The 21,367-nt window shown below is 41.7% G+C and carries 18 protein-coding genes; 12 read left to right on the top strand and 6 right to left on the bottom strand.

From position 1 onward, the window contains the following. Nucleotides 1-105 precede the first annotated feature (105 nt). From CLHUN_RS19865 to CLHUN_RS21910, 9 genes are all read left to right on the top strand, one after another. Nucleotides 106-360 (top strand): hypothetical protein, encoded by a 255-nt coding sequence (locus tag CLHUN_RS19865; RefSeq protein WP_080066437.1) that lies wholly within the window; start codon nucleotides 106-108, stop codon nucleotides 358-360. 36 nt (nucleotides 361-396) lie between these two features. Beyond that, a complete protein-coding gene (locus tag CLHUN_RS19860) occupies nucleotides 397-1,182 on the top strand; it encodes a class I SAM-dependent methyltransferase (RefSeq protein ID WP_080066447.1) in 786 nt (261 codons plus the stop codon). Between the two features lie 106 nt (nucleotides 1,183-1,288). After that, on the top strand, nucleotides 1,289-2,086 hold the full coding sequence (locus tag CLHUN_RS19855; RefSeq protein ID WP_080066436.1) for a hypothetical protein: 798 nt from the start codon (nucleotides 1,289-1,291) through the stop codon (nucleotides 2,084-2,086). A 4-nt stretch (nucleotides 2,087-2,090) separates the two neighbouring features. Continuing rightward, on the top strand, nucleotides 2,091-3,026 hold the full coding sequence (locus CLHUN_RS19850; RefSeq protein WP_080066435.1) for a DUF1848 domain-containing protein: 936 nt from the start codon (nucleotides 2,091-2,093) through the stop codon (nucleotides 3,024-3,026). A gap of 104 nt (nucleotides 3,027-3,130) precedes the next feature. Further along, nucleotides 3,131-3,334 carry a hypothetical protein gene (locus CLHUN_RS22605; RefSeq protein ID WP_242656573.1) on the top strand — a complete coding sequence of 68 codons (204 nt, stop codon included), beginning with the start codon at nucleotides 3,131-3,133 and terminating at the stop codon, nucleotides 3,332-3,334. A 46-nt stretch (nucleotides 3,335-3,380) separates the two neighbouring features. Continuing rightward, nucleotides 3,381-3,689: an HAD family hydrolase gene (locus CLHUN_RS22600; protein WP_242656572.1), complete on the top strand. Its 309-nt coding sequence runs from the start codon at nucleotides 3,381-3,383 to the stop codon at nucleotides 3,687-3,689. Between the two features lie 107 nt (nucleotides 3,690-3,796). Beyond that, complete coding sequence (locus tag CLHUN_RS19840; protein ID WP_080066434.1) at nucleotides 3,797-4,270, top strand: GNAT family N-acetyltransferase; 474 nt, start codon at nucleotides 3,797-3,799, stop codon at nucleotides 4,268-4,270. A gap of 366 nt (nucleotides 4,271-4,636) precedes the next feature. Further along, on the top strand, nucleotides 4,637-6,217 hold the full coding sequence (locus CLHUN_RS19835; protein WP_080066433.1) for an alpha-helical endospore appendage domain-containing protein: 1,581 nt from the start codon (nucleotides 4,637-4,639) through the stop codon (nucleotides 6,215-6,217). A gap of 180 nt (nucleotides 6,218-6,397) precedes the next feature. Continuing rightward, nucleotides 6,398-7,534 (top strand): alpha-helical endospore appendage domain-containing protein, encoded by a 1,137-nt coding sequence (locus tag CLHUN_RS21910; RefSeq protein WP_080066432.1) that lies wholly within the window; start codon nucleotides 6,398-6,400, stop codon nucleotides 7,532-7,534. Between the two features lie 215 nt (nucleotides 7,535-7,749). Here the strand turns inward: CLHUN_RS21910 and CLHUN_RS19825 are convergent, their stop codons facing one another. Beyond that, a complete protein-coding gene (locus CLHUN_RS19825) occupies nucleotides 7,750-8,829 on the bottom strand; it encodes a tetratricopeptide repeat-containing glycosyltransferase (protein ID WP_080066431.1) in 1,080 nt (359 codons plus the stop codon). A gap of 158 nt (nucleotides 8,830-8,987) precedes the next feature. On the opposite strand from CLHUN_RS19825, the gene CLHUN_RS19820 reads away from it, so the two are divergent. Beyond that, nucleotides 8,988-10,064, top strand: a complete 1,077-nt coding sequence (locus CLHUN_RS19820; RefSeq protein ID WP_080066430.1) for a glycosyltransferase — start codon at nucleotides 8,988-8,990, stop codon at nucleotides 10,062-10,064. A gap of 110 nt (nucleotides 10,065-10,174) precedes the next feature. Then, the gene (locus CLHUN_RS19815; RefSeq protein WP_080066429.1) at nucleotides 10,175-12,070 is read left to right on the top strand and encodes an exosporium glycoprotein BclB-related protein; all 1,896 of its coding nucleotides are present in this window, start codon (nucleotides 10,175-10,177) and stop codon (nucleotides 12,068-12,070) included. Nucleotides 12,071-12,520: 450 nt separating this feature from the next. Here the strand turns inward: CLHUN_RS19815 and CLHUN_RS19810 are convergent, their stop codons facing one another. Then, nucleotides 12,521-13,912 (bottom strand): FtsW/RodA/SpoVE family cell cycle protein, encoded by a 1,392-nt coding sequence (locus CLHUN_RS19810; protein ID WP_080066428.1) that lies wholly within the window; start codon nucleotides 13,910-13,912, stop codon nucleotides 12,521-12,523. Continuing rightward, the gene (locus CLHUN_RS19805) at nucleotides 13,905-14,243 is read right to left on the bottom strand and encodes a PadR family transcriptional regulator (RefSeq protein WP_080066427.1); all 339 of its coding nucleotides are present in this window, start codon (nucleotides 14,241-14,243) and stop codon (nucleotides 13,905-13,907) included. Before CLHUN_RS19805 ends, CLHUN_RS19810 begins: the two co-directional genes overlap by 8 nt. A gap of 268 nt (nucleotides 14,244-14,511) precedes the next feature. Here CLHUN_RS19805 and CLHUN_RS19800 point away from each other — a divergent pair, with 268 nt between their 5' ends. Continuing rightward, nucleotides 14,512-15,180, top strand: a complete 669-nt coding sequence (locus CLHUN_RS19800; protein ID WP_080066426.1) for a hypothetical protein — start codon at nucleotides 14,512-14,514, stop codon at nucleotides 15,178-15,180. Between the two features lie 369 nt (nucleotides 15,181-15,549). Here the strand turns inward: CLHUN_RS19800 and asnB are convergent, their stop codons facing one another. The 3 genes from asnB to CLHUN_RS19785 all read right to left on the bottom strand — a co-directional run bounded on the left by asnB (nucleotide 15,550) and on the right by CLHUN_RS19785 (nucleotide 21,353). Beyond that, a complete protein-coding gene (asnB, locus tag CLHUN_RS19795; RefSeq protein WP_080066425.1) occupies nucleotides 15,550-17,379 on the bottom strand; it encodes an asparagine synthase (glutamine-hydrolyzing) in 1,830 nt (609 codons plus the stop codon). A gap of 252 nt (nucleotides 17,380-17,631) precedes the next feature. Then, nucleotides 17,632-19,158 (bottom strand): methyl-accepting chemotaxis protein, encoded by a 1,527-nt coding sequence (locus tag CLHUN_RS19790; RefSeq protein ID WP_080066424.1) that lies wholly within the window; start codon nucleotides 19,156-19,158, stop codon nucleotides 17,632-17,634. Nucleotides 19,159-19,259: 101 nt separating this feature from the next. Beyond that, nucleotides 19,260-21,353 (bottom strand): glutamine synthetase III family protein, encoded by a 2,094-nt coding sequence (locus CLHUN_RS19785; RefSeq protein WP_080066423.1) that lies wholly within the window; start codon nucleotides 21,351-21,353, stop codon nucleotides 19,260-19,262. Nucleotides 21,354-21,367 lie beyond the last annotated feature (14 nt).

The following is a 21,367-nucleotide window of genomic DNA, read 5'->3' as shown; positions in this document are numbered from 1 at the left end:
CCCGGAACGGCGTTTGTCCGGCATATGATAGCTGCCGTTTGAATTGCAGTATGAGTTAATTCGGTGTATAGTATTATTTGTAAGTATTGAACAGAGGTGGAAAAAATGAGTGAGAGAGTATTGAAAATAATGCTGGCAATTGAGCTGGCAATAGTAGTTATATTTTTTAATATTGCTAAATACTGGCCGGATTATACAATGGATGCTTTCTTTTTTGTAATTTGCCTTACATTTGCCAACATGATTTTTGTTTTCAGGACCTTTGGCAAGGTGTATAAGGAGAAGAACAAATATGGGGCGTGGATATTCACAGGAATTTTAATACTTCTGCCTTTTATCAGATTTATACTATTTCGATAGGGAAGCAGGAGTGGATGGCAGGCTATGGAGGTTATTGTGGATTTAAGGAAATCCTTTGATATTGATGCTGTAAATTATGATAAATGGAGACCACGTTACTGCAAAGAACTTTTCAACGATATTATAGAATATTCAAAGCTCAATTCTGAAACGGAATGTCTGGAAATAGGCTGTGGCACAGGGCAGGCCACCGAACCCATATTAAATACGGGCAGCCCCGTTCTGGCAATAGAGCTTGGAGAAAATTTTACGGAGTATACAAGGAACAAATTCAGGTCTTATAAGAACTTTCGTATAGAAAATGCCGATTTTGAAAAAATACCTTTGCAAAACAACAAGTTCGACCTGGTGTTTTCAGGGACTGCCTTTCATTGGATTCCGGAGGAAATCGGCTATCCAAAAGTGTTCCATATTTTAAAAAGCGGAGGAGCTATATCGGTTTTCTGGAATAAGCCAGCCCCTAAAAGCTTTAATGACCCACTGCATTTGAAAATGCAGAAGGTATATGAGAAATATTTTGGCCCCGGAAGCATGAAAAAGGCTGAAGCTGAGTTGAATAATCCTCAGGAGAGGTATAAAAAAATAATCGGCACTATTGAGAAATATGGTTTTATTGAGGCGGAATGCCGGCTGTACAGGCAAGTAAGAGAATTTAACGCAGAGGCTTATATTGCTTTGATAAGCACATATTCTGACCATATTGCGCTGCCGGAGCCGGTAAAATCACAGTTTTTTAATGGAATACGGGACGCGATTCATGATTTTAATAACAGCATAAAAGTATATGATACTATTGATTTATATATGGCAAGAAAACCATAGATTTGGAATAAGTAGTAAAGGTAAATAATGTTGAAATAAATCATTATAAGGAATATAATGTAAAAATAGTAATAGATTTCTATATTGTATTTACGGAGGATTTATAATGAGTATTGAGACATTAACAGGAAGTTGCAATGACATATTTCTGGCATCTGATTGCTGCCATGATGATGGTAGGATTTGCTCATGTTATGATTGCCTGGGAGAAGATTACTATTCAAGAGCAGACAGCTATAATTGCCAAAAAAAGCTCTGCTATTATACAATGAATTATGGTCCGGCTTATGCCAGCGAAATTTATCATTATTTAAGTGCTTCTCAACTTCTTGAAAGAGAATTCAATGGACGTAGCATCAGGGTACTTTCTCTGGGATGTGGTTTTTCTCCTGATGCATATGCATTGGATAGATACATAGACGATAATAATTTAAACATCACTTTTGACTATACCGGATACGATATGGAAATTAGTTGGAATGGGTTGAGAGAGGCTTACCAAAATAGAGATTATGAAACACGGAATTTATTAAATGGCTTTTCTTTAGCGGGCTATGATATAGTATTTATGTGCAAGGTCTTTTCTACAATCAAGAGAAATGATGTAAATAGTGGTACAGCATTATTAAATATACTGAAGAATGAAATAAATAAGATGAATAATGGCAGCTATTTTATTTTTAATGAAGTAAATCATCGGGATTTCGGAAGGGATTGGTTTGACTCTGAAATAAAAAATTTATTTTCTCGGTGCACCCAGTTTTATTTCCCGATTGAAAAAGCGTATAATGGAGGATACATACCTATTAATAATACTGGTAATATATTTGAATTTCCAGACAATCTGGCAGTATACCCAAAGACATATGTAAATAAGTCAATAATATTTGAGTATAGGAAGTAATAATATGATCATAAGTGCAAGCAGAAGGACTGATATTCCCACATATTACTCTGACTGGTTTTTCAACAGAATCAAGGATAGGTTTCTCCTGGTAAGAAATCCTATGAATATACACCAGGTAAGCAGAATTGACCTTTCTCCCGAGGTTATTGACTGTATTGTATTTTGGTCTAAAAATCCCAAGCCTATGTTGGAAAGGCTGGATGAGCTGAAAAACTATAAATACTATTTTCAGTTTTCCTTGAATTCGTATGGAAAAGATGTGGAGCAAAATGTCCCTTCAAAAAATGATGAAGTAATAGACACCTTTAGAAGATTATCAGACAAAATAGGTGCTGAAAAAGTCATCTGGAGATACGATCCGATTTTAATAAACCCAATATACACAATTGATTATCATATTGCATATTTTGAAAAGCTTGCACAGCACTTGAAAGATTATACACAAAAATGCACCATAAGCTTTATAGATTTCTATAGTAAAATTAAAAAAAATATTGAGCAGCTTGATATTGTCTCTTTGACTTATAACGAGAAAGAGGCCCTTGCCGGGAAATTATTTGAAATTGCTTCCGGATATGGACTTAAGCTTGATACCTGTGCAGAAGGTATTGAACTGAGTCACCTTGGAATCGGACATGCAAAATGTGTGGATGATGAGCTTATTTCCAAAATTATCGGGTGTCCGTTAAAGGCTGATAAGGATAAAAATCAAAGACCTGAGTGCGGATGTGTGTCAAGTGTGGATATTGGTATGTATAATACCTGCCTTAACGGGTGTAAGTATTGCTATGCCAATCACAGTTCAAAGGTTGTCAATAAGCATTCGGAAAAGTATGCTCCTGATTCCCCGTTGCTGTGCAGTACCCTGGGACCGGAGGATATCATCAGCCATAGAGAAGCAAAATCTGTGGCAAAGAAGCAATTGGATTTAATATGAACCGATTGAAAGTGGAGCCTTCCGGATAGGGTACTATCTGTAACAAATTAATCTGAATGGTAGTTTTTTATTAATGTGAAAATCTAAAGCTGCAAGGAGAGGAAATGATACGGATTAATATTGAAGCAGTTCTTTTGGATTCAGGAAGAGTACTAAATGCTCCTAAAACTGGTCATTGGTTTATACCGTCCCAATTTTTTTCTTATGTGGATAAAAGTAAATATGAAAGTATCAGTTTTGAAAAAAGAAATCTTGCATTTTCAAGAGCTGGTGAATATTTGAATTCTTTGCTGATGCAATCAATGTGATTCCAATTCTTTATAAAAGATATAAGCTTGCAGTTGTTTCGGATGCGTGGCCATCACTAAAGGATGTTTTCCTTCATGCCACCTTTATTCCTATTTTTCTTCCTTTGTTATTTCTTCAATAGTTGGAGCTGCAAAACCAAATGAAAAAATGTTCTTGACTGCTTTGGAAGAATTAAAGGTCGGACCAGGCAAGTGTATTTTTGTAGATGATAATGTCAATAACTGCCTGGGTGCCAGGAAACTTGGAATAAATGCGGTCTTGCTATGCAGGAACAAAAAATATTATATTCTGCAGAAAATATTGAGTGTGGTAAAAGGCTATCGGGTAATTAATTCACTTGAAGAGCTTACATAATAGTTAATTTGTATTTCGTCAAAATCCCAGTCATAGCACGTTTTCCCTATTTAGGTCATCAAGACAGTTTCAAATTTTAATCCAATTTATACGTCAGAAGGTGGAATATGATGAACATTAGTTTATTAAAAGCTGAACCAAGTGATGCGGAAAGGCTTCTGGAAATTCAAAAAATTTGTTTTTTGCCTCACCTGGAACGATATCAGGATTATGAAACAAGTCCTGCTATGGCCAGCCTGGAACGTATAAAATGGCAGATTGAAAATGAAGATTTTTTTAAAATCCTGCTAAAAGACATATGGGTTGGCTCCATAAGTATAAGAAAAATGGATGAAATGGAATATTACTATCTCCATATCATCAATATATTACCGAAATATCAAGGTATGGGTATCGGGCAGGCAGTCATCAGGTTTTCGGAAGAAAAGTTTCCCAACGCAAAAAAATGGTGTTTGGAAACGCTGGAGGATATGCCTTACAACAGGCATGTATATGAAAAGGCAGGATATATATTTACCGGTAAAACAGAAAAAATTAATGATAAACTGACATTGGTTTATTATCAGAAGGAGATTATTTAATTTCTCCTATATTGAGGAAGTCTTTTGAAAATATTATTTATCACTGGCTTAATTTCTATAGTCCTTATGTTTGGTGGCTACGGTAACCAAAATACCGTATAGGTTATGTCTATTCGGGTTCACCAAATACAGATTGCCAAATCTAAGCAATGTCGTTTGATTCATAATAACTGGTATCATAAAAGCCGGCTAGTTTCGTTTCTTTTCTTTTCCATATAATCTTAAAGAACTTCTTCCTACATAGTTTGAAAGGAATATTAACATAAAAAACATGTACTAAGTATCTGGCAGAACAATAAAGCATTATTAATCATAATATGTAAAGTATAATAAAAAGTTATGTAAACATTAATGGAGGTTTTGACTATGTCCCAACCAAGTTTTCCGAATATAAGTCCAGCGATTACAAGAGATGAAGCGATAAATTTAATATTGACTTCCATAGCGATGGAGGAACTTGGACTAAGCCATGTAATTAATGCAGAAGGAGAAAAAATACAATATGTTCTTGGTACAATTCCAGGAATAAGTGGACCTCAGTCAACAGTGAGTGATGTTCTTGCTGTCAATGAAAGTGTTCGTGATGTACTTGATAGTATCGCGCAGAATCAACTATCATTAAATGTCAAGATGAGAAATGTACGGGGGCAATCAGGAGCAACAGGAGCAACCGGAGCAACAGGAGCAACCGGAGCAACAGGAGCCACCGGAGCAACAGGAGCAACCGGAGCCACCGGAGCAACAGGAGAAGCCGGAGCAACAGGGGCCACCGGAGCCACCGGAGCAACAGGAGAAGCCGGAGCAACGGGAGCCACAGGAGCCACCGGAGCAACGGGAGCAACAGGGGCCACCGGAGCCACCGGAGCAACAGGAGAAGCCGGAGCAACAGGGGCCACCGGAGCCACCGGAGCAACAGGAGAAGCCGGAGCAACAGGAGCCACAGGAGCCACCGGAGCAACGGGAGCAACGGGCGAAGCAGGAGCCACAGGAGCAACCGGCCCAGAGGGAGCAACGGGACCAGCGGGCCCAGCGGGAGCAACGGGAGCAACGGGACCAGCGGGCCCAGCGGGAGCAACGGGAGCAACAGGACCAGCGGGAGTAACGGGAGCAACGGGCGAAGCAGGAGCAACGGGAGCAACAGGACCAGCGGGAGAAGCGGGAGAAGCGGGAGAAGCGGGAGCGACCGGAGCAACCGGCCCAGCGGGAGCCACAGGAGCAACAGGTCCAGCGGGAGCCACAGGAGCAACAGGCCCAGCGGGAGAAGCGGGAGCCACAGGAGCAACAGGTCCAGCCGGAGCAACGGGAGCAGCAGGTCCAGCGGGAGCAACAGGCCCAGCGGGAGAAGCGGGAGCCACAGGAGCAACAGGTCCAGCGGGAGCAACAGGAGCAACAGGCCCAGCGGGAGAAGCGGGAGCCACAGGAGCAACAGGTCCAGCCGGAGCAACGGGAGCAGCAGGCCCAGCGGGAGCAACGGGAGCAACAGGCCCAGCCGGAGCCACCGGACCAACAGGAACCCCTGGTGGGATATTAAGCTTTGCGGATTTTTTCGCACTGATGCCTCCAGACAATGCAGCTACAGTTGCTCCAGGTGCGGATGTAAGTTTTCCGCAAGATGGACCTACTAGTGGTGATGTTATTACTCGTACTGGACCCAGCACATTTAACTTATCTGAAATTGGTACTTATCAGATACTGTTTCAGGTTAGTGTGACAGAAGCAGGCCAACTTATATTAACACTTAATGGCACTGACCTTGATTATACAGTAGTTGGTAGAGCAACGGGTACTTCTCAGATAGTAGGTATGGCTCTTGTAAATACAGCCGTAGTCAATTCAATACTTACTGTACGTAATCCTGCTGGCAACACTCCTGCACTGACCATTACACCTCTTGCTGGCGGAACAAGGCCTGTTTCAGCGCATCTTGTTATCACACAAATTGCATAAGATAAGTTTGATGACATACCTGAACAAAATACCTATAAGTGGTTTGTCATAGTTTGTTTTTATATTAGGAACTATAAAAAAAGATAAGGTTATTGTTGGATTAAAATACTTGGATATTTATAAAGTGCAGGCAAATATTTAATTAATTTTACTAATATTCATATAAAGGAGGTTTTGACCATGTCTCAACCAAGTTTCCCAACTGTGAGTCCAGCGATTACAAGGGATGAAGCAGTGAATTTTATACTAACTTCCATAGCTATGGAAGAACTTGGATTAAGCCATATTATTAATGCAGAGGGAGAAAAAATACAGTATGTCCTTGGAACAATTCCCGGAATAACCGGTCCACAGTCAACAGTCAGTGATATACTGAATGTCAATGAAAGTGTTCGTGATGTGCTGGATAGTATTACACAGAATCAATTATCTTTAAATACAAAGATGAGAAATACACGTCAATTTCTAGGCGCAAATGGTATAACAGGTCCAACGGGAGCCACCGGAGCAACGGGAGCCACCGGAGCAGCAGGTCCGGCAGGAGCAACGGGAGCCACCGGAGCAGCAGGTCCGGCAGGAGCAACGGGAGCCACCGGAGCAGCAGGTCCGGCAGGAGCAACGGGAGCCACCGGAGCAGCAGGCCCGGCAGGAGCAACGGGAGTCACCGGAGCAGCAGGCCCGGCAGGAGCAGCGGGAGCTACAGGAGCAGCAGGCCCCGCAGGGGCAACGGGAGCTACCGGGGCAGCAGGCCCGGCAGGAGCTACAGGAGCAGCAGGCCCGGCAGGAGCTACAGGAGCAGCAGGCCCGGCAGGAGCAACGGGAGTCACCGGGGCAGCAGGCCCCGCAGGGGCAACGGGAGCTACCGGGGCAGCAGGCCCAACAGGAGCTACAGGAGCAACAACACAGTTAAGAGGAATTCAGGCACAGCTTTTGGCAAATGGCGGAGGAACTGTAAATAACGGGGATAATGTTATTTTTGATACTTTGCTTAATGACCAAAGTCCCAATATAGACTACAATCCATTAACAGGTGAATTTACAATATCGGCTGTCGGAAATTATTTCGTGACGTGGTGGATTGCCATTGAGGGTGCATGTCCTCCTTCCACATCAATTTCATTTGCTTTGGAGTTGAATGGCATTGGGGGAATATTAGGTTCAGCACCAATAGTTTCCACTCAGGTGAATGGCAGCGCATTGATTACTGTGGGAGAAACACCGTCTATCCTGACACTGGTCAATGTTACAGGAGAAACGGTGGGCTATGGTTTTACACCAGTACAGGCTAACATTGTTATTTTAGAAGTAACATTGTAAAATATATAAGCTGATTGTAAAAATGAGAAGTAAAAGAAGATAGATTAGTTAGTGAGGATAAAAACAATCAAATCTGAATTTCTTTTGTAGCCGCCGTATTAAAACTACAGGAAATTGCTATTAATTAAGTGCGAAAGTTGATTAAAAAATACTACAAATTAATAAAACGCAGTGTTATCAGCTTCACTGCGTTTTGTAATTCTTTCTGTTAAATATCATTGCTGTTCATTGCTGTTCAGAATTGATTTTAAATATTGCTGGCAGGATAATATTCTTTGGTCATCAGGACGATATTGGCGAGCAACTTCGCTATGAAGGTATGCCAGCTTATGATTTCCAATTCGATCATAGCATACACATAGTTGAAGGTGTGGGAGCCATGTGGAATATGTAGGATTGCTGAACCAGGTTTCCTCAGATTGCTCTTGCACTGCTGTTTTATACCAAAAAGTAGCTGAAAGCACATTGTTTTTTTGTAAAAAATAATACCCGAGTCTGCAGCAAAATTCCGGGCGAGGACTGCTGTAACGGAAAGATCTCAAAACGGATTGAAGTTCAGATTCATAATTTTCCATATAATGGTAACAATCTGCCAACTTCGAGCAGCTTGAAATATTATCTTCTACCCATCCCTTATCGCCGGATAAAAATTGTTCATAGAGGTTAATTGCCCGTGGATACATCCTATGGTCAAACAGTTCGTTTGCAAAGTAATACAGATCTCTGGGCGAAAATTCTTCTCCCCGTGCTAAACGTTTTTCATATATATTCAGATTTCTGTCTCCATCATGAGAAAGGCTTTTATGAGTCACCGAAATATCGCTTTGAAGGGTATTTCCATACACCTCAAGATATTCGTGAACTGCACCAATCCATCTAAAGTTGTTAGCTCTTTTTACGAGACGGTTTCGTCTTACTTTAAATTGTATGTTACCATATTCATCGGATGAAAGAATGTAATTCATCGAAACCGAATCTACATCCGGATTAAGACTTTTTTTCAATTCTGCGAATTTATTTAATTGATCAGCTTCAAATACATCATCTGCATCCATCCAAAGAATATAATCCATATTTGCCTTGGCAAAGGCTGCATTGCGTGCGGCGGCAAAGTCATCTATCCATTCAAAATCATAAATCATGTTGGTATACCGACGGGCTATAGATTTTGTTTCGTCGCTGGAACCTGTATCCATTATAATGATTTCATCTACTTCACTGGAAATTGAATCAAGGCAGCGTGCCAAAACCTGCTCTTCATTTTTGACGATCATGCATAGACTTACTGTAATCATATATTTAGTTCACTTCCATTATATATTAATACTTCATTATTATATTCATGCAAAGAGAATTGGGAGCATGTTCGATAGATACATTTCATTAGAATTATTCATACACTGTAATAGAAAGAAACTAATTAACTGATTAAAGCATTGAGAAAGGTTGACTTATGGAAGAACATCCATCTATATCATTGTGCATGATAGTAAAAGATGAAGAACGCTGGCTTGAAAACTGTTTACAAAGTATATATAGGGCTGTTGATGAAATAATCATAGTCGATACAGGTTCTAGTGATAGTACCAAGGAAATATGTATATCCTTTGGCGCTAAAGTTTTTGATTATATTTGGAGGGATAGTTTTGCTGATGCAAGGAATTATGGAATAAAAAAGGCAAAAGGTGAATGGATACTGTGGTTGGATGCGGATGAGGAGATGAAAATAGAAGATATGGAGCTGTTTTTAAATATACTTCGTTTATATGAAAAAGATGCTTTAGCAGTTCCTATTGTAAGCTATTATGGTAATTTCCCTGTTGATGCGGGCAGAGCTTATACTTTTTGTTCCCATAGGCTATTTAGAAATAATAAAGGTTATAAGTTTGTTGGTGATATCCACGAATATCCAGATATTAAGGGGTTTACTCCGGACTATAAAAAAGATATGCTTCAAATTGCTCAAATATACCATTATGGTTATTTGGATGAAGTTAATGAAGGGAAAAAAAAGAGTGAAAGAAATATTCAGATACTTCAGAAGGTTAAAGCAAAAGCTGAAGATAATCCGTGGGTTGACTATCATATTGCCAGTGAATACTACCGTGCCGGGAAATATGAAATGGCATTTAATCAGGTTAATGCAGCTATATGGGGATTTTTGAATAATAAACAAATACCTCCTGCCATAGCATATAAATTAAAATATGATATTTTAATAATTAGCAGTAACTATGATAGCGCATGGCCTGGAATTGAAAAGGCTATAGAATTATATCCGGATTATGTGGATCTTCATTTTTATAAAGGACTTATTTTTTATGAAAAAAAGATGTATGAAGATGCCATAACTATTTTTCAACATTGTCTCAAATTAGGAGAGCAAAATTATAAGTACTTAACATTAGTTGGTTGTGGAAGTTATAAAGCCTGGTATTATATTGGCATGTGCCATGAAAAAACGGGAAAAAAAGACGAGGCATTTGAAGATTTTAAACATGCGATATCCATATATAAGGATTACAAATAGGTATCGAGAATATATTTATACCATTATGTAATCAAGAACAACTGAGCACTAATCTACATAATATATAAATGTATTATATTATTATGTAACCGTAGGAGGTATTTAAAATCATGTCACAACCGAGTTTTCCGAATCTAAGTCCTGCAATCACAAGGGATGAGGCAGTAAATCTTATCCTGACTTCCATAGCTATGGAAGAACTTGGATTAAGCCATATAGTTAATGCAGAAGGAGAAAAAATACAATATGTTCTTGGTACGATTCCAGGGATAAGTGGACCTGCTGCAACTGTTAATGATGTTCTTGCTGTAAATGACAGTGTTAGAGATGTACTTGACAGCGTGGCACAGAACCAATTTTCATTAAATTCAAAAATGAGAAATATTCTTGAATTTAATGGAGGCGGAGCCACAGGAGCCACAGGAGCCACAGGAGCCACAGGAGCCACAGGAGCAACTGCAGCAACCGGCCCAGGAGGCGGAGCAACGGGAGCAACGGGAGCAACGGGAGCAACCGGAGCAACCGGAGCAACGGGCGAAGCAGGAGCAACCGGAGCAACCGGAGCAACGGGCGAAGCAGGAGCAACCGGAGCAACGGGAGCCACAGGAGCAACCGGCCCAGGAGGCGGAGCCACAGGAGCCACAGGAGCAACTGGAGCAACTGGAGCAACCGGAGCCACAGGAGCAACTGGAGCAACCGGCCCAGGAGGCGGAGCAACGGGAGCAACGGGAGCAACGGGAGCAACCGGAGCAACGGGCGAAGCAGGAGCAACCGGAGCAACCGGAGCAACAGGAGCAACCGGCCCAGGAGGCGGAGCAACGGGAGCAACAGGGGCAACCGGAGCAACGGGCGAAGCAGGAGCAACCGGAGCAACAGGGGCAACCGGAGCAACGGGCGAAGCTGGAGCAACTGGAGCAACTGGAGCAACAGGGGCAACCGGAGCAACCGGAGAAGCAGGAGCAACGGGAGCAACCGGAGCAACAGGCCCAGGAGGCGGAGCAACGGGAGCCACAGGAGCCACAGGAGCAACGGGAGCAACCGGAGCAACAGGAGAAGCAGGAGCCACAGGAGCAACCGGAGCAGCCGGAGAAGCAGGAGCCACAGGAGCCACAGGAGCCACAGGAGCAACTGGAGCAACCGGAGCAGCCGGGGAAGCAGGAGCCACAGGAGCAACTGGAGCTACAGGAGCAACCGGAGAAGCTGGAGTCACAGGAGCTACAGGAGCTACAGGAGCCACCGGAGAAGCAGGAGCAACCGGAGCTACAGGAGCCACAGGAGCTACAGGAGCAACCGGAGCAGCCGGAGAAGCCGGAGCCACCGGAGCAACAGGAGCAACAGGAGCAACCGGAGAAGCAGGAGCCACAGGAGCCACAGGAGCCACAGGAGCCACAGGAGCAACAGGAGCAACAGGAGCAACAGGAGCAGCCGGAGAAGCTGGAGCCACAGGAGCTACAGGAGCCACCGGAGCAACAGGAGCTACAGGAGCAGGTGGTGGTGCTATTATACCATTTGCATCAGGGATCCCTATTAATATGACTACTATTTTAGGCGGTTTGGTAGGTATACCGTCTTTTATAGGATTTGGAAATTCTGCACCGGGTCTTACAGTTCTTGGTTCAACAATTGATCTTACTAATGCAGCAGGAACACTTACAAATTTTGCATTTTCTGTTCCTCGAGATGGATTTATCACTTCAGTATCTGCTTTTTTCAGCACTACTGCGGCACTGGGGTTAATTGGTTCAACCATAACTATCAGGGCACAATTATTTGCATCAGCTACACCTAATAACATCTTTTCACCACTGCCGGCAATTGTTACTTTAACACCGACACTCACCGGATTGGTTTCCGTAGGTGCTATTGCAAGCGGTATTACCACTGGATTAGCAATACCTGTAACTGCACAGACACGATTACTGCTGGTATTTTATGCCGAGGCAGCCGGAGTATCTCTGGTCAACACTGTAGTTGGCTATGCAAGTGCCGGAGTAAGCATTGAATAATATTAATATATTTCCACATTTAAATAAATATTGAAACCGTAAATGCTACTGAAATTGACTGCACCATAAATGTTAGACATTAAAATCTGATATTTATGGGTGTGGTTTTTTTTGACTAAGTGAGATGCATTGTTAGAATTAACTGCATCCCCCGGCTATGACAACAAATAAGAATATACCTTGCAATAGGCGGAGCCAACCAATACTGCATATTTACATAATGAGATGGCTTATAATGTGGATTATGTTCCATGTCTCTCATGTTTGACAGGGTGAACTTTAAGGATTATAGTTGGTTGGCTCAAATCTCTCAAAAAATGTATCAGAATGTATTTGGAAAGATTCGAACCAACCTGGTTATACTGTAACGAGGCGGGGAAAATGTACCTCACGGCTATAAGTGGCGGGTACAGTCTTGGTTTTCAGGCGGTAAGCATATCTCCTGCTGAGCTATTTGAAACTAATAATAAGTTTTCCATCTTCAAAGCTGATGAACCTGTTTTTGCTCTGGGAAATTTTTTTATGCGATCCGCTTATTAAATTATTTCTCCGCCATACAGACAGGATTATACCCACAAGAGCCATGTTTGCAATATATCCCACTCCACCATATGAGACAAATGGCAGACTGATATCCGTCAAAGGAAGCAGATTAAAGTTGATTAAGACGCTGATTGCAAACTGTGCCGATAAAATCGTGCAGGCACCCAGTGACAGATAAAAGCCATAAGCATTTTTAATTTTTCTGGTTGTCACAAACATTCTCCCAATAAACACAGCTATTGCCAGGACCAATGCAATCCCGACCACCCAGCCAAGTGTGGCAATAACATTTATAAGTACGTAGTTTGTAGTGAGGCCGGGCATGCCCCTGTCTATACTATATCCATTGACTGTCTCGGCACTTTTGCCAAACAAGGTTGATGCTGAAAGCCATTTATCGGCCATTACTTGTTGCCAGCCTGCTCCGGAAGGGTCAGACTGTCCTCGTGTTATAAAGGAGGATATACGCTCAAGTCTATATGGTTCAGATATAATACCAAAAGTTATGATAGAAATGAATAAAATACCTATGCCTCCCAAAGAAGCCAGTTGAAGTTTTCTATAACCGCCAAAATGGTTTTTGATGACTGAGGATATAATCAAAACAGCATAGCAAATCATCAGAACAAATGCTACTGTTAAGTTGGGTAAAGCGATTACGGGGATTAAAGAAATAAGCGCCAGTGAAAGTATGCCTGCAACAGCCATACCTCCTTTACCACGGCCTTTTTCCATAAATCCTGTAATGGCAGCCAAAAACATTATTGGTACATAATCAGAGGATACGGAAATCCCACCTATGGTCAAAAAACTTCTACCGTTGAAGGTAGCCCCTTTATATAGAGTAAAAAGCAGTAATATGAAAGTAATTAAATATATTGGAAACGCCAGCTTCTTAAGTTTTGTGTAGTCAAAAAAGTAGAGTCCTGCCAATACACCCATACCAATAACCGCGAAAAATAAATACCTTTCAAAACTTACAGCCTGTAATGAATCAAACATACTGCTCATATACATGATAATCCCGCCAATCACTGCAATAATAGCGGTCAGCCCAATAAGAGACCATTCTGTTTCCGGCTTGTGTTGTTTATTAAGCCGGCTTCCCAGTTCATCACAGTTACCCATGGCGGATATTGCCATTTCAAGAGCTTTTTCCTCATCCGGCGACCTGTTGGCATATTCTTCTTTCAGCTCGTAAATATGGTTAGTGAGTTCATCGCGGATATCCTTGTGTACCGCTTTGCATTTTATATGAATGCATACATCATCAAGAAAAGTAATTATTTTTTTATTCAAAGCAAGTCCCTCCAATTATAGAATTTACTGCCTTAGCATAGGTATTCCACTCATTTTTTTTATGCTTTAACAGTTTTCTTCCTTCTTTAGTTATTTTGTAATACTTTCTGCGCTTACCATTTTCGGCTTCAGACCAGTAGGACTCAACAGCGCCTTCATTCTCCAGTCCATGCAGCATGGGGTATAGGGTGCCTTCCTTCAAATCAAAAACATTCTCTGATTTCTTTTTCAGTGCCTGCGCCATCTGGTAGCCATACATGTTCTCGTTCTCCAACAGGGTAAGGATAAGTATTGATGTGCTACCCTTCATAAGTTCCTTGTTAATCTTCATTTACATCCTCCTATACGGATATATCAATGTGCTATCCTATACATAGATTATCTATGTATAGGATAGCATTTACCAATAGAGTAATCAAGAGGTATTTACCTTAAATTGCATAAATATAACTCAATGCAAAGTTGTTTATAGTGGCTATAGAAAAGAGAGAATTCAAAGAATACGTATTTGTCTGGAGGTGGATTATGTTCCACGTCTCTCATGTTTGACATAGTGAACTAATATTATGTAAAATAATTACATATATGGAGGAATCCTGATGAGAAAGATATTTATCATTGGCTTAATTTCTATAGCTCTTATGCTTGGTGGCTGCAGTAATCAGAATACTGTAGCGGTTAAAAATACGCCCCATCAAGTTGGCCAGAAAGGTGAAATGTCTGCAAGTGTGAATGCTTACGATCTTGAAAAGGTATATAAAAAGGCAGACCTTGTAGCCGAGATAAAAATTACCGAATGGTTAGAGGAAATGGATGAACCGGCTGAGAAGACACTATTTAAAGCTAAACTGGAGAAAGTATATAAAAATAATCAAATTGATAATCCGGAAGAAATATATTTGCTTCAGGATGGGAATTCAAAATATACAATTAAGGATTACCCGCTGTTTAAAAATGATGATAAACTAATCCTGTTCATGAAAAAGGCAGAAGAAGCAGTTAATACATTCTGGATTTTAGGCGTTAATACTTGTGTAATCAGAGTGGTGGATGTAGCAAAGGAGAGCTATGCCGTTAAACAGGTTGGACAGTTTAGAGAATTTCTTAACATCAGAGCAGAGAATGCTGATTCAAATCTTAGGGAGGCTTTGCTAAAGGACTATAAAGTTGAATTCCCCAATTCGGCCACAATATTGCCAGAAGCCTATGGACTTAAGGCTTTGGAAAGTGAATTAGAAAAAATGAAAAGTGAGGTAGAAAAAGATTGAAAAATAGATTAATAACTATATTGTCAATTATAATTAGTTTGACTGTAGTAGCTACGCAATATATATTTGCTCATTCTACCTATCAATCTGGCTTAATTTCATGGGGTGAAAGTATAGGGTGAGGAATAGATGAAACATGCACACCTATAACGGGTACTTGTACAAAATGCGGATTTACCCATTGAGGAGGAGCAGCGGTAAACTTTTAGAAATATTTACTTTTTTATAAAGAGCAAAAGCATCGTAAGACTGGTGCTTTTGCTCTTTTCAATTACTCTCAGATTTTCTCCTGTCTGGTCTGAGCTTTGGTCTCAGCAGGCTTATACAAACCAGAAACCAAGCCAAGCCGGCCGACTGCAGGCTAAAAACCTACACCAGCCTTATATCATACTCCTTGAACCAGTATTCCAACTGCAGCAGCCAGGCTATCAACTGCGGGCGCCCCATCAATTGTCCGAACCAGGTAATGTTGCTGCCTGAGCGCAGCAGTGTCAGGGCATCCTGGTGTAGAATATCCCTGAGCCTGGATTTGCTGTCGGAAAATACCTCCTCAAACAGCCGGGTAACAATTTTTTCATATTCAGGATTGTGAGTCTTGGGATAGGGGCTCTTTTTCCTGTTGAGAATCTTGTCAGGCAGGTACTCTGCCATGGCATTTCTCAGAAGGGCTTTTTCAACCTTGTGCTTGAACTTGATATTCCAGGGTACATTATAGACGTATTCCAAAATTCTGTGGTCGGAGAAGGGTACTCTCACCTCAAGGCCGCTGGCCATAGACATCCTGTCTTTCCGTTCCAGCAGGGAAGTCATGAACCAGTTCACCGACAGCCAGGTGGCAATCCTGCTGGTCTTCATTTCCTCTGTGTCACCTGGGACCAGCGGGCAGGCATTTTTACTGTCCAGATACATCTGCCTTACAAATTCAAACCCTTCCTTCGGCTTTGCAAAATCAGGCTTGAACAGGAATACTCTGGATTCCGGGTCATGAATCCAGGGGAAAAAGTCCCTGTTCAGCATTTCAGGCCTGTAAAACCAGGGATAGCCCCCAAAGATTTCATCTGAGCACTCTCCGCTGAGAGCAACCGTGTGGCGTTTTTTCACTTCCCGGCAGTAGTAAAGAAGAGAAGAGTCAATATCCGCCATTCCGGGATAATCCCTGTACCTTACGGCGTCATTGAGCAAAAATGCTATATCCTCCTGTCCCGCAGTAAGTACGGTGTGGTTGGTCTTAAGATAGTTTGCCAGCCACACGGCATATGCATCGTCGCTTTCAGGCTGGAAGCTGGAAGCCTCAAAATGCTGCTGATTGCCTTCGTATTCAAAGGAATAGGTGGAAAGAGAAGCACCGTTTTTCTTGTCTTTTTTAGCCACGGCGGTAACTACGGAGGAGTCAAGGCCTCCGGATAAAAAAGTACAAAGAGGCACATCCGATACAAGCTGTCGTTTTATGGCATCCGTCAGAAGAAACTTTGTTTTTTCGAGAACAGTTTCCTCGCCGTCCTCCAGCTCATATGCCTCCAAGGACCAGTAACTGTGCAGCTTCAAGCCATCTATATCATAAACGCCGTGATGGCCGGGAGCAATCTCATATATATTCTTGAAGATGCCGTTGTCGGATGGCCGCATGGGAGAAAGAAAAAGCATTTGCCAGATGCCTTCGTTATCCAGCTCGGCTTTTATTTTAGGATGTTTTAAAATAGCTTTGACTTCCGAGGAAAAAATCAGGGTATTGTCAAGCCGGGTATAGAAAAAGGGTTTTACTCCCATTCTATCCCTTGACAAATAGACTCTCTTATTATCATCATCATAAACTGCAAAGGCATATATTCCATTAAGCTTTTCAGAGCAGCTCTGTCCCCAGATTATGTACGAATACAGCACAACTTCGGTATCGCAGTGAGTAGTGAAATTCACTCCGGAGGAAATCAGCTCCTTGCGCAGTTCATCGGCATTATATATTTCACCGTTGTAAACAATGGTATAGCTTTTTCCTTCAAAAACAGCGGACATTGGCTGCAATCCGTTTTCTACGTCGATTACTGCAAGCCTGTTATGTGCAAAGCAGACGCAGTCGGTTCGAAAGAAGCCATTTTGATCAGGGCCCCTGTGGGCGGTTGTTTTCCTCATTTCATTTAAAACTGACTGGGTAATTTCAGAAGTTGAATCTTTAAAATTAATTAATCCGAGAATTGAGCACATAAAACTTCCTCCAAAATCTGATACTGAATTAATAATCAAAACAAAAGGACAAATAACATAATCAGGCCAATAAAGGATAAATACCGGCCAGACACCATTGTCCCATTCGATCAGGTAAAAAGCGTTTCAACAATGTATCCGTGCAATCTTTTTACTCTATTCAGTATATGAAGTTTGGAGGATTTTAGTGCATAAATTACTGCAGGTCAAGCTATAAATTATTCACTGTTGTTTACTTCGTTTAAATTAATGCTATTTGATGCTTATATCTATACCAACCACACCAACAATTTCTCCCGAGCTGTTTTTGATTGGAGAGGATACGGTAACGCAGGGATTTCTGGTTATGGCGGAAATATATATGGAGGATATGAAATCTTCGCCGCCGATACTGTGCTTAAACCATTCCCGGATGTTGGCATTGGCTATACCTGCCTTGGGAATTGAACAGATAAATCTGCCCTTGCGGTCATTTGTCCAGGCTGCTTCAACAAAACCGTACTTTTCCATAAATTCGTTTAAAATGGCTTCATGAATACCGGAATCCTTTGTGTTGATTATTTCCGACCTTGTGCACAACTCTTCTTTTATAATGCTCAGAGAATTCCGGGCCTTTTCCGGGGCTTCATTTCCAACAGTCTCCAGAGCTTCGGTTTCATTGGCGAAGAGGTTGGCAAGACAGGTGGAGGCTTCATTCAGGCGGGTGCCCAAAGAGGAGATATCCTCCATGTTCTGCTTTTGCTGATGGACAGAGGAACACACATCGTCAACGGATTTGGAAGTCTGGATTATTACATCTTCAACCTCCTGTATCTGGTCTCCCACATTCTGTGCTATTTGAACCTCCTGCTTGGAAAGCTGGCTGATGCTGTCCATCATGCCGAACACGTCATTAAAGGATGAATCGATTCTTTCCAGGTTTGCTTCTATATTTCTGGTCGCAGAAATCCCGTCATCTACCCTGGAGGCATTTTCCCGGACAACGGAATAAACGCTTTCAACTTCATTTTGAATGCCCTTGATCAAAGAATTTATATCTCCCACAGACTTGTTTGTGTCGTCTGCCAGCTTATGTATTTCGGAAGCCACTACGGCAAAACCCTTGCCATGCTCACCGGCCCTGGCGGATTCAATTGTGGCGTTTAGTGCGAGAAGCTGTGTCTGTTTTGATATGTTGCTGACTGTTTCAAGAATATGGGCAATTTCCCTGGAGGTCTTTTGAAGTCTTTCCATATTTGACAGGGTTTTGTTTGAGGACTCGTGTATGCCGTCTATAGTCTGAACAATCTGCAATATTTCTTCAAGGCTCAATTTGACGGTATCCTTTGAAATGGTGCTTTTGTTAAGCATGTCAACAGTAATTCCGTCGGCTTTATCCAGGAGCTCCATGATACTTCTCACTTCGGATAAAGTATTTGTAATGCTGGAATTAACCTGATCATTGTTATTTGCCATGTCTCTGACTTTATCATATACATACTTGGCAAATTCATTATTTTCGTCAATTGTTACAGCAATACTCTCAGAAACAGATGAAATCTGGCTCGAGGTTACTTGAACCTCAAAATTCAGGTTTCTCAAATCATCTTTTAGTTTTTTAATCTTATTGGTATGTAGCTTAAAGCTACTTAACATAATATGCCAAACAAATATGAAATATCCCAAAATTAAAACAGTATTAATTGCCAATATAAGGAGATTCCATCCTGAAACTGCTGCAAGAACAATAGTGCATGTGAGAAGTGCACCTGAAGCAATTAGGTAGGAAATTTTTTTCATGAAGGCTTCCTCCGTTTATTTAAAAGGGCAACGGTGCAGGCCGGAATAATACCGAACGCGCGGGGGGCGCGTCACCATTGCCCTTTCTTATTTAATTAGTATTAAACATTAAAGAGAAGATCAGCATAAGTCGGGAATGGATAAATATCCTTTGGAAGAATTGCTTCCAACTTATCTGCATCAGTTCTCAGAGCTTCCATAGCAGGTATAACTATCTTGCTGAAGGCTTCAGCCTGTTTTAATGCACTGACAGCCTCGCCGCTAACTTTATCAAGAGTTTTCTTTAATGCAGTCAGGTTTGATGCAAAGGAACTGAGAACAGGTGAGAGTTCTTTCAGCACTGAAGACTGAGCTGCGACCTCAACTGACATTCCGGTAGCTTTAACAGCGTTTATGGTATCTGACAATTCCTTGCTGAACTTAAATGCTGCAGGGAGTATTTCAGTTTTAGCCACATTGAGCATGGTTAATGCTTCAATATTGACAGTCTTGATATAGTTTTCAAGAAGTATTTCATATCTTGATTCTATTTCAGATTTGCTTAATACGCCATGCTTGACAAATACAGCTACATTCTTATCCTTGATGAAGGTAGGAATACACTCCACAGTAGATTTCATGTTGAGCAGGCCTCTGCTTTCAGCTTCAGCAACCCATTCTTCAGAGTAACCGTTTCCGTTAAATATAATTCTCTTATGATCCTTTGCAGTTTCTGAAAGGAGAGTTGCAATAGCAGCATTCAAATCGGTTGAAGCTTCCAGTTTGTCAGCAAATTTCTGCAGGGTTTCAGCAACTATTGTATTGAGTACAAAGTTGGCGCCGGCAATTGATGCGGAGGAACCAAGCATTCTGAATTCGAACTTGTTACCTGTGAAGGCAAAAGGTGAGGTTCTGTTACGGTCGGTAGTATCCTTTGGAAGCTTAGGCAAGCTTGCAACACCTGTTTCAAGTATATTGTTGAATATTTTGCCTTTAACCTTGCCGCTTTCCAACTGAGTGAAGATATCAGACAACTGATCGCCCAGGAATATTGAAACAATAGCAGGAGGAGCTTCGTTGGCACCAAGTCTGTGATCATTTCCGGCAGTGGCAACCGACAAACGGAGTAAATCCTGATAATCATCCACTGACTTGACAACCGCAGCCAGGAATACAAGGAACTGGGTGTTTTCATGTGGAGTATTGCCGGGTTCCAGCAGATTTTGTCCGTCATTTGTTGACATTGACCAGTTGTTGTGCTTACCTGATCCGTTTACACCTGCGAAGGGTTTTTCGTGCAGCAGGCATACCAGGCCATGTCTTAAAGCAACCTTCTGCATCAGCTCCATGGTCAACTGGTTGTGGTCGGTAGCAACATTTGAGGTAGTGAATATTGGAGCCAGCTCGTGCTGTGCAGGAGCAACTTCGTTATGCTTTGTCTTGGCGGAAATACCGAGCTTCCAGAGTTCTGTATCCAGATCCTTCATATAAGCCGAAACTCTTTCCTTGATGTTTCCGAAATAATGGTCTTCAAGCTCCTGACCCTTTGGAGGCTTAACACCGAAGAGGGTTCTGCCTGTGAAGATCAAATCTTTACGCTTTTTGAAAAGTTCTCTGTCAATGAGGAAATATTCCTGTTCAGGACCAACTGTAGTTGTAACTCTTGTAGCAGAGGTGTTTCCCAAAACCTTGAGAATTCTTAAGGCCTGCTTGTTAAGAGCTTCCATCGAACGGAGAAGAGGAGTCTTCTTGTCCAGGACCTCTCCGGTATAGGAGCAGAAGGCTGTGGGAATGTAAAGTGAACCATCCTTTACGAAGGCAGGTGAAGTACAATCCCAAGCTGTATAGCCTCTTGCCTCATAGGTAGCTCTGAGTCCGCCGGACGGGAAGGAGGATGCATCAGGTTCACCCTTTGTGAGTTCCTTGCCTGAAAACTCCATTATTATCTTTCCGTCTGAAGTAGGAGAAATGAAAGAGTCATGCTTTTCAGCAGTGATTCCTGTCATTGGATGGAACCAGTGGGTAAAGTGGGTAGCTCCCTTTTCAATAGCCCAATCCTTCATAGCGCTGGCCACTACTTCTGCTACTGACTCATCAAGAGTCAGCCCCAACTCGATTGTTTTTTTCAAGGACTTATAAGTTGCTTTCGGAAGGCGTTCACGCATTGTTGAATCATTAAACACGCTGCTTCCATAAATTTCTGGTACATTTGACATACTAAGTAACCCCC

This window comes from Ruminiclostridium hungatei, assembly GCF_002051585.1.
Classification (GTDB): Bacteria; Bacillota; Clostridia; order Acetivibrionales; family DSM-1351; genus Ruminiclostridium; species Ruminiclostridium hungatei.
Note: the sequence above shows the minus strand (reverse complement) of the source record. Positions and strands in the feature narration are given on the sequence as shown.

Bases quoted from the DNA above. Each gene is read 5' to 3' on its own strand.
- CLHUN_RS19840 (WP_080066434.1), top strand. From the start codon at position 3,797: ATGATGAACATTAGTTTATTAAAAGCTGAACCAAGTGATGCGGAAAGG.
- CLHUN_RS19825 (WP_080066431.1), bottom strand. From the start codon at position 8,829: ATGATTACAGTAAGTCTATGCATGATCGTCAAAAATGAAGAGCAGGTT.
- CLHUN_RS19820 (WP_080066430.1), top strand. From the start codon at position 8,988: ATGGAAGAACATCCATCTATATCATTGTGCATGATAGTAAAAGATGAA.
- CLHUN_RS19805 (WP_080066427.1), bottom strand. From the start codon at position 14,243: ATGAAGATTAACAAGGAACTTATGAAGGGTAGCACATCAATACTTATC.
- CLHUN_RS22605 (WP_242656573.1), top strand. From the start codon at position 3,131: ATGATACGGATTAATATTGAAGCAGTTCTTTTGGATTCAGGAAGAGTA.
- CLHUN_RS19800 (WP_080066426.1), top strand. From the start codon at position 14,512: ATGAGAAAGATATTTATCATTGGCTTAATTTCTATAGCTCTTATGCTT.
- CLHUN_RS19855 (WP_080066436.1), top strand. From the start codon at position 1,289: ATGAGTATTGAGACATTAACAGGAAGTTGCAATGACATATTTCTGGCA.
- CLHUN_RS21910 (WP_080066432.1), top strand. From the start codon at position 6,398: ATGTCTCAACCAAGTTTCCCAACTGTGAGTCCAGCGATTACAAGGGAT.
- asnB (WP_080066425.1), bottom strand. From the start codon at position 17,379: ATGTGCTCAATTCTCGGATTAATTAATTTTAAAGATTCAACTTCTGAA.
- CLHUN_RS19790 (WP_080066424.1), bottom strand. From the start codon at position 19,158: ATGAAAAAAATTTCCTACCTAATTGCTTCAGGTGCACTTCTCACATGC.
- CLHUN_RS19865 (WP_080066437.1), top strand. From the start codon at position 106: ATGAGTGAGAGAGTATTGAAAATAATGCTGGCAATTGAGCTGGCAATA.
- CLHUN_RS19785 (WP_080066423.1), bottom strand. From the start codon at position 21,353: ATGTCAAATGTACCAGAAATTTATGGAAGCAGCGTGTTTAATGATTCA.
- CLHUN_RS19835 (WP_080066433.1), top strand. From the start codon at position 4,637: ATGTCCCAACCAAGTTTTCCGAATATAAGTCCAGCGATTACAAGAGAT.
- CLHUN_RS19850 (WP_080066435.1), top strand. From the start codon at position 2,091: ATGATCATAAGTGCAAGCAGAAGGACTGATATTCCCACATATTACTCT.
- CLHUN_RS19815 (WP_080066429.1), top strand. From the start codon at position 10,175: ATGTCACAACCGAGTTTTCCGAATCTAAGTCCTGCAATCACAAGGGAT.